This is a genomic window from Rhizobium sp. AB2/73 (assembly GCF_020871915.1).
Classification (GTDB): Bacteria; Pseudomonadota; Alphaproteobacteria; order Rhizobiales; family Rhizobiaceae; genus Rhizobium; species Rhizobium dioscoreae.
Genome location: NZ_CP067072.1, coordinates 102,914 through 118,726 on the forward strand (window position 1 = coordinate 102,914; position 15,813 = coordinate 118,726).

The 15,813-nt window shown below is 60.4% G+C and carries 15 protein-coding genes; 13 read left to right on the forward strand and 2 right to left on the reverse strand.

Annotation, left to right across the window (positions count from 1 at the left end; all coding sequences use genetic code 11):
- Positions 1-6 precede the first annotated feature (6 nt).
- The 13 genes from pcaH (at position 7) to I8E17_RS20245 (ending at position 13,710) form a co-directional block, all read left to right on the forward strand.
- Entirely contained in the window at positions 7-756 is a 750-nt protein-coding gene (pcaH, locus tag I8E17_RS20185; RefSeq protein ID WP_069610275.1) for a protocatechuate 3,4-dioxygenase subunit beta, read from the forward strand.
- Positions 756-1,370: a protocatechuate 3,4-dioxygenase subunit alpha gene (gene pcaG, locus I8E17_RS20190; protein ID WP_069610276.1), complete on the forward strand. Its 615-nt coding sequence runs from the start codon at positions 756-758 to the stop codon at positions 1,368-1,370. Before pcaH ends, pcaG begins: the two co-directional genes overlap by 1 nt.
- A gap of 3 nt (positions 1,371-1,373) precedes the next feature.
- On the forward strand, positions 1,374-2,426 hold the full coding sequence (locus I8E17_RS20195) for a 3-carboxy-cis,cis-muconate cycloisomerase (protein ID WP_069610277.1): 1,053 nt from the start codon (positions 1,374-1,376) through the stop codon (positions 2,424-2,426).
- Between the two features lie 142 nt (positions 2,427-2,568).
- Entirely contained in the window at positions 2,569-3,741 is a 1,173-nt protein-coding gene (locus I8E17_RS20200) for an ABC transporter substrate-binding protein (protein WP_069610278.1), read from the forward strand.
- A gap of 87 nt (positions 3,742-3,828) precedes the next feature.
- The gene (locus tag I8E17_RS20205; protein WP_069610279.1) at positions 3,829-4,692 is read left to right on the forward strand and encodes a branched-chain amino acid ABC transporter permease; all 864 of its coding nucleotides are present in this window, start codon (positions 3,829-3,831) and stop codon (positions 4,690-4,692) included.
- A gap of 1 nt (position 4,693) precedes the next feature.
- A complete protein-coding gene (locus tag I8E17_RS20210) occupies positions 4,694-5,698 on the forward strand; it encodes a branched-chain amino acid ABC transporter permease (protein WP_219511643.1) in 1,005 nt (334 codons plus the stop codon).
- A complete protein-coding gene (locus tag I8E17_RS20215; protein ID WP_069610281.1) occupies positions 5,695-6,459 on the forward strand; it encodes an ABC transporter ATP-binding protein in 765 nt (254 codons plus the stop codon). The genes I8E17_RS20210 and I8E17_RS20215 overlap by 4 nt, the downstream gene beginning before the upstream one ends.
- Positions 6,440-7,156 carry an ABC transporter ATP-binding protein gene (locus tag I8E17_RS20220; protein WP_113366213.1) on the forward strand — a complete coding sequence of 239 codons (717 nt, stop codon included), beginning with the start codon at positions 6,440-6,442 and terminating at the stop codon, positions 7,154-7,156. Before I8E17_RS20215 ends, I8E17_RS20220 begins: the two co-directional genes overlap by 20 nt.
- A gap of 136 nt (positions 7,157-7,292) precedes the next feature.
- Positions 7,293-7,685, forward strand: a complete 393-nt coding sequence (locus I8E17_RS20225) for a GFA family protein (protein WP_069610283.1) — start codon at positions 7,293-7,295, stop codon at positions 7,683-7,685.
- Positions 7,686-7,818: 133 nt separating this feature from the next.
- Positions 7,819-11,445 carry a hydantoinase B/oxoprolinase family protein gene (locus I8E17_RS20230; protein ID WP_219511667.1) on the forward strand — a complete coding sequence of 1,209 codons (3,627 nt, stop codon included), beginning with the start codon at positions 7,819-7,821 and terminating at the stop codon, positions 11,443-11,445.
- A gap of 83 nt (positions 11,446-11,528) precedes the next feature.
- Complete coding sequence (locus I8E17_RS20235) at positions 11,529-12,056, forward strand: winged helix DNA-binding protein (RefSeq protein ID WP_069610284.1); 528 nt, start codon at positions 11,529-11,531, stop codon at positions 12,054-12,056.
- A gap of 303 nt (positions 12,057-12,359) precedes the next feature.
- Entirely contained in the window at positions 12,360-13,190 is an 831-nt protein-coding gene (locus I8E17_RS20240; RefSeq protein ID WP_069610285.1) for an MBL fold metallo-hydrolase, read from the forward strand.
- Positions 13,191-13,269: 79 nt separating this feature from the next.
- Positions 13,270-13,710, forward strand: coding sequence for a VOC family protein (locus I8E17_RS20245; RefSeq protein WP_069610286.1), 441 nt, complete (start codon positions 13,270-13,272; stop codon positions 13,708-13,710).
- Between the two features lie 8 nt (positions 13,711-13,718).
- On the opposite strand, the gene I8E17_RS20250 is transcribed toward I8E17_RS20245, so the two are convergent.
- Both I8E17_RS20250 and I8E17_RS20255 read right to left on the reverse strand, forming a co-directional pair.
- The gene (locus I8E17_RS20250) at positions 13,719-14,465 is read right to left on the reverse strand and encodes a polysaccharide deacetylase family protein (protein ID WP_069610287.1); all 747 of its coding nucleotides are present in this window, start codon (positions 14,463-14,465) and stop codon (positions 13,719-13,721) included.
- On the reverse strand, positions 14,455-15,552 hold the full coding sequence (locus I8E17_RS20255; protein ID WP_069610288.1) for a glycosyltransferase family 4 protein: 1,098 nt from the start codon (positions 15,550-15,552) through the stop codon (positions 14,455-14,457). Before I8E17_RS20255 ends, I8E17_RS20250 begins: the two co-directional genes overlap by 11 nt.
- Between the last annotated feature and the right edge of the window lie 261 nt (positions 15,553-15,813).

Below are 15,813 nucleotides of genomic sequence, written 5' to 3' on the forward strand. Positions count from 1 at the left end.
GCAGACATGTCCGATAGAAGCAACAGCAAGCCCGAGACGGGCGCCTTTTTCGCGAGAGACCGCGCCTGGCATCCGCCGGCCTTTGCACCCGGCTACAAGACGTCCGTCCTGCGCTCGCCGCAGCGCGCGCTGCTGTCGCTCGACGGCACCATCTCCGAAATTACCGGACCGGTCTTCGGCCATTCCATATTGAACGAGCTCGATAACGATCTGATCCATAATTTCGCCAAGCCGGGCGAGAGCGCTATCGGCGAGCGGATCATCGTGCACGGTCGCGTGCTCGACGAGCGCGGCCAGCCGGTGCCGGGCGTCCTGCTCGAATTCTGGCAGGCCAATGCCGGCGGCCGTTACCGCCATAAGAAGGAAACCTATCTCGCGGCCATCGATCCGAATTTCGGCGGCTGCGGCCGCGCCATCACCGATGATGAAGGGCGTTATGCCTTCCGCACGATCCGCCCCGGCGCCTATCCCTGGCCGAACGGCGTCAACGACTGGCGTCCGGCGCATATCCACTTCTCCGTCTTCGGCCATGGCTTTGCGCAGCGGCTGATCACGCAGATGTATTTCGAGGGCGATCCGATGATCTGGAAATGTCCGATCGTCGGCACGATCCCCGATAAACGGGCGATCGAGCAGCTGATTGCGCCGCTCGACTGGGGCAACACGATCCCGATGGATGCCCGCGCCTATAAATTCGATATCGTGCTGCGCGGTCGCCGGTCGACCCTGTTCGAAAACCGGCTGGAGGGCAATTGATGGTACAGGATCTCGGCTATCTCAAGGAAACGCCGTCGCAGACGGCAGGGCCTTACGTCCATATCGGCCTGACGCCGAATTACAGCGAGATCGGCGGTGTTTACGAAACCGACCTCGGCTCCGTCATGGTGAACGACAAGACGCTCGGCGAGCGCATAACGGTGACGGGCAAGGTGATCGATGGCGCGGGGGCGCCGGTCAAGGATGCCGTCCTCGAGATCTGGCAGGCCGATAGCGCCGGGCTTTATAACAGCCCCTCGGAGCTGCGCGGCACGGCCGATCCGAACTTTACCGGCTGGGGGCGTTGTCCGACCAATTCGACCGAAGGCGTTTTCCGTTTCGAGACCATCAAGCCCGGCCGCCTTCCCTTTAAGGACGGCCGCAAGATGGCGCCGCACATCACCGTATGGATCGTCGCACGCGGTATCAACATCGGCCTGCACACGCGCATGTACTTCCCCGAAGAGGCCGCTGCCAACGCCGAGGACCCGTTGCTCGCGCGCATCGAACACAGGGATCGCCTCGCAACGCTGATTGCCGCGAAGGAAGGCTCCGTCTACACCTTCGACATCCATTTGCAGGGCGACAAAGAGACGGTTTTCCTCGATATATAGGCCATGAGCGTTTCTCCCTTCGATCATCCCTTTCTGTCAGGCCTTCTCGGTGACGAGGAGATTGCGGCGTATTTTTCAGCCAAGGCCGATATCCGCGCCATGCTCTCTTTCGAAGCGGCACTTGCCGAGGTCGAGGCCCAGCATGGGCTGATCCCGCAGGAGGTGACTGCGCATATCGCTAAGGTCTGCGCGGATTTCGAACCCGATCTACAAAGCCTGATGAGTGCAACGGCATCGGATGGCGTCGTCGTGCCCGATCTTGTTCGGCAGCTGCGCAAGGCGGTCGCAGAGGATGTCGGCAAACATGTCCATTTCGGCGCCACCAGCCAGGATGTCATCGACACCAGCCTGATGCTGCGGCTGAAGGCGGCGGTTTTCATCCTAAGCAACCGTCTTTTCGCAGTATCGTCCGCGCTCACCAAGCTGGATGAGCGTTTCGGATCGAACCGGCTGATGGGCCGCACCCGGATGCAGGCTGCGATCGCGATCACCGTGTCCGACCGGCTGCGGGCATGGCGCCATCCGCTCGATCAATATCGCGACCGGCTGACGCAGGAGACTTTTCCGCTGCAATTCGGCGGTGCGGCCGGTACGCTGGAAAAATTCGGGCCGAAAGCGGCGGAAATCCGGAGCTCGCTGGCGCAAGCGCTTGGTCTCACGGACGAGCCGCAATGGCAAAGCCAGAGAGCGCGCATTGCCGAGCTTGCCGGGCTCTTGTCCATGATCTCAGGTAGCCTCGGCAAGATCGGCCAGGACGTGGCACTTTTGGCACAGGCGGGCGACGAGATCGAGCTTGCCGGCGGCGGCGGTTCCTCGGCCATGCCACACAAGCAGAACCCGGTCGCGGCCGAAACGCTGGTCACGCTTGCCCGCTTCAATGCCGTCCAGCTTTCGGGCATTCATCAATCACTCGTGCATGAGCAGGAGCGCTCTGGCGCCGCCTGGACATTGGAATGGCTGCTATTGCCGCCTATGGTGGTGGCAACGGCAGCTTCGTTGCGCCACGCGTTGCAACTGGTCGGTTCGATCAAGCGCTTGGGAACGACGGCCGAGTAGGATATTCGCCATTCATAACTGAATCGGTATGGAAGCAAGGTTTTATTTCATTTTACATCACCATTTCTCATGAGAAATTGGCGATGATCAGAATTTGAATGATCAAGGGCGGCATAAGGAACGGCTGCCGGGAGGAGAGAAAATGAAACGGTTTGTCTTGGCCGCCCTTACGGCCGTTGCTCTTGGCAGCGCTGCTCATGCCGATACCATCAAGGTCGGCGTCATCGGTCCGTTTTCCGGCCCGTTCGCGCTGCAGGGCAAGAATTTCAAGGCCGGCATCGACGCCTATATGGCTGTCAATGGCAAGAAGGTCGGCAATGACGAGGTGGAGGTGATCTATCGCGATTTGCCGGCGGCCGATCCCGCCCAATCGAAGTCGCTCGCCCAGGAGCTCGTCGTCAAGGAGAAGGTCCAGTATCTCGCCGGCTTCTACTTTACCCCGGATGCGATGGCCGTGACGCCGATCCTCAAGCAGGCCAATGTGCCGATGGTGATCTTCAATGCTGCCACTTCGGCCATCGTCACAAAGAGCCCGCTTGTCGTGCGCACGTCCTTTACCACCTGGCAGACCTCGACGCCGATCGCCAAGGTTGCCTATGATGCCGGCGTGAAGAAGGTCATCTCCGTCGTCAGCGACTACGGTCCGGGCGTCGATGCCGAAAACGCTTTCAAGGCTGGCTTCGAAAAGCAGGGTGGCGAAGTGGTGCAGGCGATCCGTATGCCGCTGTCGACCAATGACTTCAGCCCGATCATGCAGCGCATCAAGGATTCCGGCGCGCAGGGCGTCTTCGCCTTCCTGCCCTCCGGGCCGACGACGCTCGGCTTCGTCAAGGCCTATAATGAAAATGGCCTGAAGGCAGCCGGTATCAAGCTGTTTGCGCCGGGCGACCTGACACAGGAGTCGGATCTACCGGCGCTTGGCGATGCCGCTCTTGGCATGCAGACGACCTTCCACTATGCGATTTCGCATGACTCGCCCGAAAACAAGGCTTTCGTCGCCGCCGCCGACAAGGCGATTGGCAATCCGGCCGAGCTGACCTTCCCGGCCGTGGGTGCCTTCGACGGCATGCATGTCATCTATAAGATGATTGAGGCGACCGGCGGCAAGCAGGATGCGCAGAAGGCGGTCGATGCCGTGAAAGGCCTGTCCTGGGCCAGCCCACGCGGCCCCGTCACCATCGATCCGGAAAGCCGGCATATCACGCAGAACATCTATCTGCGCGAGGTCGCCAAGGGCGATGACGGCAAATATTACAACAAGGAAATCCAGACCTTCGAGAAGCAGGGCGATCCCGGCCTTGCCGCTGCGAAGTAAGCGCTCCAGTACCTGATCCCCTGATCGGAAGATTCCGTTCAGGGGATGACGGCGGTGGCGCAACAACAAACCGGACCAGCAATATCAATGCAAACCGTGCTCAGCATAGCAGTCGATGCCCTCGCTTACGGCATGGTGCTGTTCGTCATCTCCATCGGCCTTTCCGTCACCATGGGGCTGATGCGCGTCGTCAATCTCGCTCATGGCGCCTTTGCCATGATCGGCGGCTATATCGCCTCCTATGCCACGCGCGATCTTGGTCTAGGTTATGGCGCAGCCGTATTGCTGGCTGTGGTGGGCACGGTCATTATCTCCATCCCTATCGAACGGCTGCTCTATCGACGCATCTATGGTGCGCCAGAATTGACGCAGGTGCTGATGACGATCGGTATCACCTTCTGCATCATCGGCATTGCCAACTATGTCTTCGGTCCCACCCTGAAGACCATACCGCTGCCTGGCAGCCTCCAAGGTTCGGTCGATCTCGGCTTCCGTACCATCGGCACCCATCGTATCTTCGCGATCACCTGCGGCCTCATCGTCGCACTGGCCTTGTGGTACACGATCGAGAAGACCTCCTTCGGCGTGAAGCTGCGCGCTTCCGTCGATAATGCCGCGATGGCGGCTGCTCTCGGCGTCAGGACGGAAATCGTCTATGCGGTCAGCTTCGCCATTGCCGTCGGGCTTGCCGCCTTCGGTGGTGTCGTGGGTGCCGAGCTCCTGCCGGTCGAACCCTATTATGCCCTGCGCTACATGGTGACCTTCTTGGTTGTCGTTTCGGTCGGCGGCGCGGGCTCAATTTCCGGCGCGCTGCTTGCCTGTCTCATTCTTGGCTGCATCGATACGACCGGCCGCTATCTCATGCCGGAATATGGGGAATTCTTCTTCTATCTGGCCGTCATTGCCATTGTCTGCGTCTTCCCGCGCGGCTTTGCCGGGAGAATGAAGTAACATGGCTTTGACGTTTGAAAGAGAGGCCGCTCCGCTCGTGACCAGACATCGTACACTTGGACAGGATTTCATCGCGGTGGCGGTCATCGCCCTGCTGGCTGCCGCCGGCTACCTGCTGTTTCCAGACAACCTTGCCCTCCTGACGCGCCTGATCGCGATTGCGCTTCTCGTTCTCTCGCTCGATCTTGTCACCGGCTATTGCGGCGTGGCGACTCTAGGCCATGCGGCATTGTTCGGCGCCGGCGCCTATGCGGCCGGCATCGCGTCAGCCCATTACGGCATCAACGATCCCTTGCTGATGACGTTTGCCGGCATCGCCGGCGGCGCAGCTGCCGGGTTGATTTGCTCCATCGTCATTTTGAGAGCTCATGGCCTGCCGCAGCTCGTGCTGTCGATCGCGCTGATCTATCTCTTCCACGAATTCGCCAACAAGGCGTCGAGCTGGACGGGCGGCAGCGACGGCCTGTCGGGTATTTCAGCTGATCCGCTGTTTGGTGTTTTCGAATTCGATCTCTATGGACACACGGCCTACTTCTATGGTGTGGCACTGCTGCTGATCGTGCTCGTGCTTTTGCGCTTTCTCGTGCGTTCGCCCTTTGGTATGCTCTGCCGCGGTATCCGGCAGAATCCCTTGCGCATCCGCGCCATGGGCGCGTCGCCGAAGGTAGCTCTCATCAAGATGTATGTCATTTCCGGTGCTGTTGCCGGCATCGGCGGTGCGCTGAATGCGATCTCGACGCAGGTCGTCGGTCTCGACAGTCTCTCCTTCACACAATCGGCCGAGGCGCTGGTCATGCTCGTGCTCGGCGGCACCGGCTCGCTGTTCGGCGCCCTTGTCGGTACACTGATCTTCATGCTGTTCGAGGATTACGTCTCCGCCGCCAATCCCTTCCACTGGCTGACGATCGTCGGCGCTCTTCTCATCCTCGTCGTTCTCTTCGCGCCCAAGGGCATCTACGGCACGGCAGCTGCCTATGTGGCTCGCTACCGGGAGGCGCGGGCATGAGCGCAATTTTCGAGGTCAACAATCTGAAGAAGGCGTTCGGCGGGCTGACGGTGACGAACAATGTCAGCCTGTCGATGGCGCCGGGCGACCGCGTCGCTCTCATTGGCCCGAACGGCGCCGGCAAGACCAGCTTCGTCAATCTCGTAACAGGCAATCTGCAGGCGGATTCCGGCGAGGTCCGCATTGCCGGTCAGAACGTCAACAAGGTCGATGCCATCGGCCGGGTGAGGCGCGGGCTGGTGCGTTCGTTCCAGGTGACTAGGCTGTTTCAGGATATGACGCCGGCCGAGCATGTCGGCATGGCGGTGCTGCAACGGACCGGCCGTTCCGGTCGCATGTTCGGCAATTTTCTTGCCATGCAAGATGTCATGGCTGAGACGGCGGAACTGCTCGGCACGCTCGGCCTCACAGCTCTCGCGCATCGCAAGGTCAGCGAGATCGCCTACGGCCAGCAGCGGCTATTGGAAATTGCCGTTGCCATGGCCTTAAAGCCGAAGGTACTTCTGCTCGACGAGCCCGCCGCCGGCGTGCCGCAGAGCGATACCGGCCGCATCGAGCAGGCCTTGGCCGATCTGCCTGCCGATCTCGCCGTGCTGATGATCGAACATGACATGGACCTCGTCTTCCGCTTCGCCAAGCGCGTGGTGGTGCTCGCGGCCGGCACGATCATATTCGACGGGTCGCCGAAAGATGTAACGCAGGATGCGCGGGTGCGCGAAGCCTATCTGGGGAGCTACGCCAATGCCGGCCACGCCGCTTGAAGTCGAAAACCTGTCGGCTGGCTATGGTCCGACACGGGTGCTGGAAGGTGTTTCCTTTTCCGTGCCGGCCGGCGGCCGGCTTGCCGTTCTCGGCCGCAACGGCATGGGCAAAAGCACGCTGCTTGCCACGTTGGCCGGGCAGACCCGGCGCTATGATGGCCACATCCGGCTGGGCTCGGCGGATATTGCCGGCCTGCCGAGCGCCAGGCGGGCCCATCAGGGTCTCGGCTATGTACCGCAGACGCGCGACGTCTTTCCGACGTTGACGGTGGAGGAAAATCTTTCCGTCGGGCTGAAGGGACGGCCGAAGAGCGCCCTGCAGGAAGCCTATGAGATGTTTCCGCGCCTGCAGGAGCGTCGCCGCAATTTGGGCGGCCAGCTTTCAGGCGGCGAGCAACAGATGCTGTCGACGGCCCGTACCATCCTCGGCAAACCGACCGTCCTGCTACTGGACGAACCGCTGGAGGGGCTTGCCCCCGTCATCTGCGAGGAGTTGATGGCGGCCTTTACCAAGCTCGCCAAGGCGGGCGACATGACGATCCTGCTGGTCGAGCAGCGCATCCAGAGCGCATTGGATTTTGCCAGCGATGTCATCATTCTGGAGCGCGGCCGGCTTGCCTGGAAAGGGGCGCCCGAGGCGCTGGCCGCAGATCATCACGCGGTTGAACGCCTGCTCGGCGTTGGTGGATTGCATTAACGCATCCACTTCCGACTGTGCTCCGATGGAGCGCGGCCTTATCATGAAACGCCATGCTTTCACGAGCCGCCTGCGGTTGCGGCGGCTGTTTCGTTTGTCGTAGACAATTCGCCGACTTGTTTTCAGGAGGTGCAAGATGGACCGATTTACCGGCGGATGCCTGTGCGGCAAGGTACGGATCGTCGCCTCGGGGCGCCCCTATCGGGTCGGCATTTGTCATTGTCTCGACTGCCGCAAGCATCACGGAGCGCTTTTTCATGCCTCCGCGATCTTTCCCGAGGATACGGTCAAGATCGAGGGCGAAACACGCGACTATGCCGGCCGATTTTTCTGCCCTCACTGCGGCTCATCTGTTTTCTCGCGGAGCGCAGACGAAATCGAAGTGAACCTCGGATCTCTCGATGCTCCCGATCAGTTGAAGCCGACCTACGAACTCTGGACCGTTCGCCGCGAATCCTGGTTGCCATCGTTTCCGCTCGCGAGGCGATATGATCACGATCGCGAGGCAACGAGCCGCTTCGAGGATTAGGTCGGGTTCGCCGCAAGCGTTATGATGACGAAAATCGTTACTGAGATCGATATCGATTCATGTTGACGATAAAACGTTGACGATTTATCGATATATTATCATCGTTGTTGGCGTCGTGCTGCTGGAGGCGGGTTTGTCGGAGAATATTTCGGGTCGTTGGGATTTCTGGATCGACCGCGGCGGTACGTTTACCGACGTGGTCGGGCGCGATCCGTCTGGCGCTCTTCACGCCCGCAAGGTCTTATCTGAAAACCCCGAAGCCTATCGTGATGCCGCCGTTCATGGCATCCGCCTGCATCTCGGTCTCGCCAAGGGAGAGTCTATTCCCGAGGGTGCGATCGGCGAGGTCCGCATGGGCACGACGGTCGCCACCAATGCGCTACTCGAGCGCAAGGGCGAACGCCTAGCTCTGGTAACGACAAAGGGTTTCCGTGACGCGCTGCGCATCGGCTACCAGGAACGCAAGAAGATCTTCGCGACCGAGATCGTCAAACCGGAAGCGCTCTATGAAGATGTCGTCGAGTTCGAAGAGCGCGTGCTTGCCGACGGCACCGTCGAACTGGCTCTGGACGAAAAGGCCGCCGAAATGGCGCTGCGTGACCTTCTCGCCAAAGGTTATCGCTCCGTCGCCATCGTCTTCATGCATGCCTACAAGTTCCCGGCGCATGAGGCCGCCGTTGCAAGGATCGCAAGGTCGATCGGCTTCGAGCAAGTCTCGGTCAGCCATGAGGTTTCGCCGCTGATCAAGCTCGTCGGCCGCGGCGATACGGCTGTCATCGACGCATATCTCTCGCCGGTGCTCGGCCGCTATATCCGCCAGGTTTGCGATGAGCTCGATGTCGAGCGCACGGGCGCACGCGTCATGTTCATGATGTCGTCGGGCGGATTGACGGCCGCAGACATGTTTCAGGGCAAGGATGCGATCCTCTCCGGCCCGGCTGGCGGCGTGGTCGGCCTTGCGAAGACCGGTGAGCAGGCCGGCTTTGCCAATGTCATCGGCTTCGACATGGGCGGCACCTCGACGGATGTGGCGCATTTCGACGGCGAATATGAACGCGCCTTCGAGACGGAAGTGGCCGGCGTCCGCGTCCGTGCGCCGATGATGCTGATCCATACCGTGGCCGCCGGTGGCGGTTCGATCCTGCATTTCGATGGCGATCGCTTCCGTGTTGGGCCGGATTCCGCCGGCGCCTTTCCGGGGCCGGCCTGCTATCGCAATGGCGGCCCGCTGGCCGTCACCGACGCCAATGTCATGGCCGGCAAGCTGCTGCCGGAATTCTTTCCCTCCATCTTCGGACCCAATCAGGACCAGCCGCTCGATGTCGAAACGGTGCGCGCCAAGTTCGGGTCCCTTGCAGCCGAAATTGGCGGTGGGCGAAGCCCGGAAGACGTTGCCGACGGCTTTATCCGTATCGCGGTTGCCAATATGGTCGAGGCGATCAAGAAAATCTCGGTGCAGCGCGGCTATGACGTGACGCGTTATGCGCTCAACTGCTTCGGCGGCGCCGGCGGGCAGCATGCCTGCCTGGTTGCCGACGCGCTCGGCATGAAGAGCATACTTCTGCATCCGATGTCCGGCCTTCTGTCCGCCTATGGCATGGGCCTTGCCGATATCCGCGCAACGCGCCAGAAGGCGCTCGGCGTTTCCCTCGATGATGCCGCACCCACCGCGATTGCAGCACTCGGTAGCGAATTGCGCGGCGAATGCGTGCCCGAGCTGGAAGCCCAGGGAGTTGCAACGGGCGACATCAAGACGGTCCAGCGCGCCCATATCCGCTATGCCGGCACCGATACCTTGCTGGCGGTCGAGACGACCTTCCCGGAAATCGACACTTCCGCGCGGCTGCGCAGCCAATTCGAGACGCTGCACAAGCGCCGCTTCGGTTTCGTTGCCGAGGACAAGCCTCTGGTCGTGGAAGCCGTCGAAATTGAAACGATCGGCGGTGCTGCTGCCGATATAGCGGTCGAGCTCGAAGCTGCGGCCGAGGGTGAGGCGCAGGCTGCAAGGCGCACCTCCTTCTACTCGAACGGCGAAAGTCACGATGCGGCCGTCGTCCTGCGTGAGGCGATCAAGCCGGGCCAGACCGTCACCGGTCCGGCCATCATCATCGAGCCGAACCAGACGATCGTCATCGAGGATGGATGGCAGGCGCAGCTGACCACAAAGGATCATATCGTTCTCAGGCGCATCAAGGCGCTGCCGGAGCGCAATGCCATCGGCACCAAGGCCGATCCCGTCATGCTGGAGATCTTCAACAATCTCTTCATGTCGATCGCAGAGCAGATGGGCATGACGCTGCAGAACACGGCCTATTCGGTCAACATCAAGGAGCGGCTGGATTTCTCCTGCGCCGTCTTCGATGCCGAGGGCAACCTGGTCGCCAACGCGCCGCATATGCCGGTTCATCTCGGCTCCATGGATGCCTCCGTCGCGACTGCGATCCGCGAAAATGCCGTCATTCATCCGGGCGATGTATTCCTCATCAACGCGCCCTATAACGGCGGCACGCATCTGCCTGACCTCACCGTCTGCACCCCTGTCTTCGACGATGCCGGTCAGAAAATCCGCTTCTGGGTCGCCAGCCGCGGCCATCACGCCGATATCGGCGGTATTTCGCCAGGCTCCATGTCGCCGCTCGCCACCCATATCGAGGAAGAAGGCGTCTATATCGACAATTTCAAGCTGCTCGATCGCGGCCGCTTCTGTGAAGCGGAGCTTACCAAGCTGCTGACAGGCGCCCGCTATCCGGTGCGCACGCTGGCGCAGAATATCAACGATCTCAAGGCCCAGGTCGCCGCCAATGAAAAGGGTGTCGCCGAACTGAAGAAGATGATAGCGCTCTTCGGTGAAGACGTCGTCGATGCCTATATGGGCCACGTTCAGGACAATGCGGCGGAAAGCGTGCGGCGTGTCCTCGATCGTCTGTCGGACGGCGAATTCAGCTATGAGATGGATCAGGGCTGCAAGATCGTCGTCAAGATTTCGATCGATAAGGACAAGCGCGAGGCGACGGTCGATTTCACCGGCACATCGGCGCAGCGCCCCGACAATTTCAATGCGCCGCAGCCAGTCACACGCGCTGCCGTGCTCTATGTCTTCCGCGTTCTCGTCGAGGCGGATATTCCGATGAATGCCGGCTGCCTCCGGCCGATCAGGATCATCATCCCCGAGGGAACGATGCTGACGCCGAAATATCCGGCTGCTGTTGTTGCCGGCAATGTCGAGGTCAGCCAGGCCGTGACCAACTGCTTGTTCGGTGCGGTCGAGGCGCTTGCCGCTGCTCAAGGTACGATGAACAATCTGACCTTCGGCAACGATGCCTATCAGTATTACGAGACGATCTGCTCAGGGGCGCCGGCTGGACCGGGCTTCAACGGCGCCGATGCTGTGCATACGCATATGACCAACTCGCGCCTCACCGATCCCGAAATCCTTGAGACGCGTTTCCCCGTCGTGCTGGAGGATTTCCACATTCGTCCGAGTTCGGGCGGGCGCGGCAAATGGAACTCCGGCAACGGCACGCAGCGCACCATCCGCACACGTGAGAAGCTGGAATTCGCGATCCTGTCGGGCCACAGGCGCGTGGCCCCCTTCGGTGTGAAGGGCGGCGAAGCGGGCCAGACCGGCCGCAATTATGTCCGCCGCAACGATGGCAGGATTGAAGAGCTGATCGGGTCGGCCCATACCGTCCTCGAAGCTGGCGAAGCCTTTACGGTCGTCACACCTACCGGCGGCGGCTACGGAAAACGGGACGAATAGCAATGTAATGCCGGGTCGAGCGGCCTTGATCGCTCGGCCCGTCGAATCTGCTGGGCCTTGATCCGGTTCGAAGGAGTTTTCAGGTGACGTCCGAGGAAAAGAGCAAACGACGCGAATTGATCGTATCATCGGCCCATCTTGCCGGCGGCAGCTCGCCGGCCTTGTCGGAGCTGGAATACGGGTCGATCCTCTTTTCCCATGCCTTCAATCGTTGGCTGGTGCGCTGTATGGCGGCGGCGGGCGTGCCTGGCCTTTCGCCGATCGAGATCCTGATCATCCATTCCGTGCGGCATCGCGATCGGCCGAAGACGCTTGCCGATCTCTGCCTCGTGCTCGACATCGAGGACACGCATGTCGCCAATTATGCCATCAAGAAGCTCGAGGCGGCAGGCCTCGTCAAGAGCGGTAAGGCCGGCAAGGAAAAGACCATCCGGGTGACCGACAAGGGCCTGGACGCGCTGAAGCGCTATACCGAAATTCGCGAGCGGCTATTGGTTGAGGCAACGAAAGTATCGGGTCTCTCGCAAGACGATCTCTCCGATATCGCTTCGCACCTCAGGGCGTTGTCCGGTTATTACGAACAGGCGGCACGGTCGGCCGCCACGCTGTAAGATAAAAGGCGTGCAAGTTTCTCCCAAATCTTCTTGGCTCTTCCCAAGATTCGCATTTCATTGCGTGCTACTTTGATTTGGATCGTCGGCATCACACGCAAATTCCCCCCTCTTATCTATTCTGCCATTTCATACCTATATTAGGTCTGTGCGATCCGTTGGCGACAATCTGCCTAACGATCTGTGTCGGCCGACCGATGAGATCCAGTTTTTACCACTGCACGACTTTTAGAAATTGCTGGCTTCGCACGATAGCAAAAGTGTGCTTTTTTTGACCGAAAGGGGAATGGTGTAAAAACTTCCATGAACAACGATAGTTTTGAGCTGAAATTTTGGGGCGTGCGGGGGAGCATCCCTGTATCGGGACCGGAATTTGAGCGGTACGGCGGTAACACGTCGTGCATTGAGTTACGGCATGACGGCAGGCATATCTTGTTCGACGCAGGGACCGGTTTGCGCGAAGCGGCCGCATCCCTTGCCAAGGAGGAGGTCCGCAACATCGATCTCTTCTTCACCCACTCCCACTACGATCACATCATCGGCCTGCCTTTCTTCAACGCGATATACGATCCGCGCGTCAGCGTCGATCTCTGGTCGGGCCATCTGGCCGGCAAGACGACGACGCGGCAGCTGATCGGCCAGTTCATGCGGCCGCCATGGTTTCCCGTCGAACCGGACATCTGTCGGGCGACGATGAATTTCCGCGATTTCGCCGCCGGCGATACGTTGAAGCCGCATCCGGGTATCGTCATCCATACGACAAGGCTGAACCATCCTGGCGGCTGTATCGGTTATCGCATCGAATGGGCGGGCCGGGTAATCGCCATGGTCTATGATACAGAGCATATGGCAGGCAAACTCGATGAGGCCGCGCTCGAGCTGATGGCCGATGCCGACCTTGCCATCTACGATGCGACCTATCTCGAAACGGAGATGCAGAAATATCTGGGCTTTGGCCATTCCACATGGCAGGAAGGCATCAAGCTCGCCAAGAAGGCCGGCGCCAAGCGGCTTGCCATGTTCCATCATGCGCCCGGCCGCACGGACCGGGAACTGGATGACATGCAGCGCGATGCCCAGAAGAGCTTCCCCGAAGCGTTCTTCGCCTTTGACGGGCAGTCGCTGCAGCTCTGAGAGGTGGTTTGGCTGGAGTTTCCGTTGCTATACGGAGTAGCACCGCTGTGACTGTAACGGCTTTCGGGAGGTAGAAGATATGGCCGTCAAGCGAATGGACAATGTTGGAATCGTCGTCGAAGACCTAGCAGGGGCGATTGATTTTTTTCGCGAACTCGGCCTCGAGCTCGAAGGGCAGACCACGATTGAAGGAGAGTGGGCCGGGCGTATCACCGGCCTGGGCCACCAGCGCGTCGAAATTGCCATGATGCGCACGCCGGACGGTCACAGCCGGCTCGAGCTCTCCCGTTTCCTTGCTCCGGCCGTCGTCGCGGATCACCGAAATGACCCGGTCAACGCCTTCGGCTACCTCCGGGTCATGTTCGCCGTCGACGACATCGATGACACGCTTGAAAGGCTTCGCGCGCGGGGCGCGCAGCTCGTCGGCGAAGTTGTCCAGTATGGCGACGTGTATCGCCTCTGCTATATCCGCGGACCTGAAGGACTTCTAATCGGACTCGCCCAGGAACTCGGCGCGTAGCAGAACGACTAATGCACGAAGTCGCCGACCGGCCGCCATTCGATGGCGGCATGGTCGGCCGTCTCCTCAAACAGCGCCTCGACGAAATTCCAGGCGAGATCGTCATGGGCGAGATGGTGCGTCATTACCCCGATCGGTTCGTCGTGGCCGTCGAAACGGATCCGGAGTTCTTCCACGAGACGTCCGATCACTTCGGCATGTGGTAAACCGCCACGTACGCCATGCCATCTCATGATGTCGATATGCGTGTTGATCAAGCCGATGGGGGCCTGTTTTGCCAATCCGAAAACGGAGACGGCGCGATAGCCGAAGGGGGCGAGATGTGGCAACAGCGCTTCATCGATCCGGTTCCACGGCGGGACCAACAGCGGCACGAACTGTTGTGGGTAAAGGGTCTTCAGCTTATCGAAGCCGCGGTGCAGCTCCTCGAGCACGATCGACTGCGGCCGATGCAGACCGAGCTCCTGCTTTTTGGTTTCGTCAGGAGCATAGTTTTGATGCGTCCAGCCGTGCACCGTGGCGGTGATGTGGCTTTCCCGCGTCAGACGTTCGGCGAGTGCCTCGCCCGTCGGTCCCGGAATGATCGCCAGAGCCATCGGCACGTCGAAACGATTGGCAAGCGACAGAAGCCTGTCGAGGGCAGGGGTCGGCTCGATGGCGTCGTCGTCGCGGAACCAGAATTTTACCTTCCGTCCCGTCTCACTCCATCGCCGCAGCTCGTCACGCAGCGGCTGCCAATCGGCTCTATCGCTCATAATAGGTGTCTCCCAAATGGTTTCGAAGAATGGTTTCCAACCGCTGCGCTGCGGCGGTCAGCGAGCGCTCCTGATGCACGAAGTCATAGGCTGCGTCTGCCATGGTCTGCCGCAGGTTCTGATCGTTCAAAAGTCGAGCGATGGCACTGGCATAGGCCTCGATATCGCCCTCTGGTGTTAGAAGTCCTGTCTTGTCCGCCATCACCACCTCCGGCACGCCGGCCGTTGCCTGCGCGACGACGGGCAGGCCCGCCGCCTGCGCCTCCAGATAGGCGAGGCCATAGGCTTCGTTGCAGCCGGGCCAGACATAAAGCCCGGCGGCCGCCAGTTCTTGCGCGATTTCTGGGGTGGAGCGCTCTCCGCGCCAGATGATGCGGCTTTCGCCGAATGTGGAAAACAACGACCTTGCCTCGGCCCGCATCGGTCCGTCACCAATGATGGTCAGGATCCAATCCTGATCGCGGATAAGATCGAGCGCACCCGCCAGCATGGCGTAGCTGTCAAACTTTTCGCCCTTCCGCAGCATTGCCACTGTAATCAGCCGTCGCGGATCGGAGGACGAGCGGGCGAAGGGTGCGGTATCGATGAAAGGCAGGAAGCGCTCGTAGCGGCCATCGGGGATCGCATCGAGCAAACCAAGCCGGTCCCGCTCGGTAAAGCACAGATTGACGGCGGCAAACCTTACCGCATCGGCGATAAGGCGCTGGTTCTCGCTCCAGCCGGTCTCGTCATGACGGCGGGAGTAGGAGGCCTCGGCCGTCACATAGGGAATGCCCAGCGTCCTGGCGACGGGTGGACCGATAAGATCGGGTGTCTTGTAGTAGGGATGATAGGTGAACCACAGATCGGGCGGCGGCGTATCGCGCCATTGCTCCAGCAGTCGCTCTGTCTCATTTTTTGCCTGCCGGGCGATCTCCGCGCGTGGGTCGGCTTCCGGAGTGGGCGTGAAGCTGCGCAGTTCGGACGCGACTTCGACCTGATGTCCCGCCATATTCAATGCTGCGATGATCTGGCGCGCCATCAGCCGGTCGCCGGATGGGACCGGATGGGCGGGAGCCTTCAAGGGAGCATAAAAGGCGATCTTCATGATGTCGTCGCACAGTTGACGATTAAGTGATGGCAGGAACCCGAATCGTGAGAGGATTGCCCGAATTCCGACCGGTTGCGTGACAATAAGGTCCCTGCTTCAAAAAGCCGCATCCTCGACAGTATGCGGTGTTGCGGCTACTGCATAATTCCTTAAATCAGAATCGATTTGAGGATAATTATGCAGCAGATTAAAAGTGTTACAGCGACCTTTGCGCGTCATATATGACGCGCGCCGCTGTAGATGAATAGGCGATAGCCG

Bases quoted from the DNA above. Each gene is read 5' to 3' on its own strand.
- pcaH (WP_069610275.1), top strand. From the start codon at position 7: ATGTCCGATAGAAGCAACAGCAAGCCCGAGACGGGCGCCTTTTTCGCG.
- pcaG (WP_069610276.1), top strand. From the start codon at position 756: ATGGTACAGGATCTCGGCTATCTCAAGGAAACGCCGTCGCAGACGGCA.
- I8E17_RS20195 (WP_069610277.1), top strand. From the start codon at position 1,374: ATGAGCGTTTCTCCCTTCGATCATCCCTTTCTGTCAGGCCTTCTCGGT.
- I8E17_RS20200 (WP_069610278.1), top strand. From the start codon at position 2,569: ATGAAACGGTTTGTCTTGGCCGCCCTTACGGCCGTTGCTCTTGGCAGC.
- I8E17_RS20205 (WP_069610279.1), top strand. From the start codon at position 3,829: ATGCAAACCGTGCTCAGCATAGCAGTCGATGCCCTCGCTTACGGCATG.
- I8E17_RS20210 (WP_219511643.1), top strand. From the start codon at position 4,694: ATGGCTTTGACGTTTGAAAGAGAGGCCGCTCCGCTCGTGACCAGACAT.
- I8E17_RS20215 (WP_069610281.1), top strand. From the start codon at position 5,695: ATGAGCGCAATTTTCGAGGTCAACAATCTGAAGAAGGCGTTCGGCGGG.
- I8E17_RS20220 (WP_113366213.1), top strand. From the start codon at position 6,440: ATGCCGGCCACGCCGCTTGAAGTCGAAAACCTGTCGGCTGGCTATGGT.
- I8E17_RS20225 (WP_069610283.1), top strand. From the start codon at position 7,293: ATGGACCGATTTACCGGCGGATGCCTGTGCGGCAAGGTACGGATCGTC.
- I8E17_RS20240 (WP_069610285.1), top strand. From the start codon at position 12,360: ATGAACAACGATAGTTTTGAGCTGAAATTTTGGGGCGTGCGGGGGAGC.
- I8E17_RS20245 (WP_069610286.1), top strand. From the start codon at position 13,270: ATGGCCGTCAAGCGAATGGACAATGTTGGAATCGTCGTCGAAGACCTA.
- I8E17_RS20250 (WP_069610287.1), bottom strand. From the start codon at position 14,465: ATGAGCGATAGAGCCGATTGGCAGCCGCTGCGTGACGAGCTGCGGCGA.
- I8E17_RS20255 (WP_069610288.1), bottom strand. From the start codon at position 15,552: ATGAAGATCGCCTTTTATGCTCCCTTGAAGGCTCCCGCCCATCCGGTC.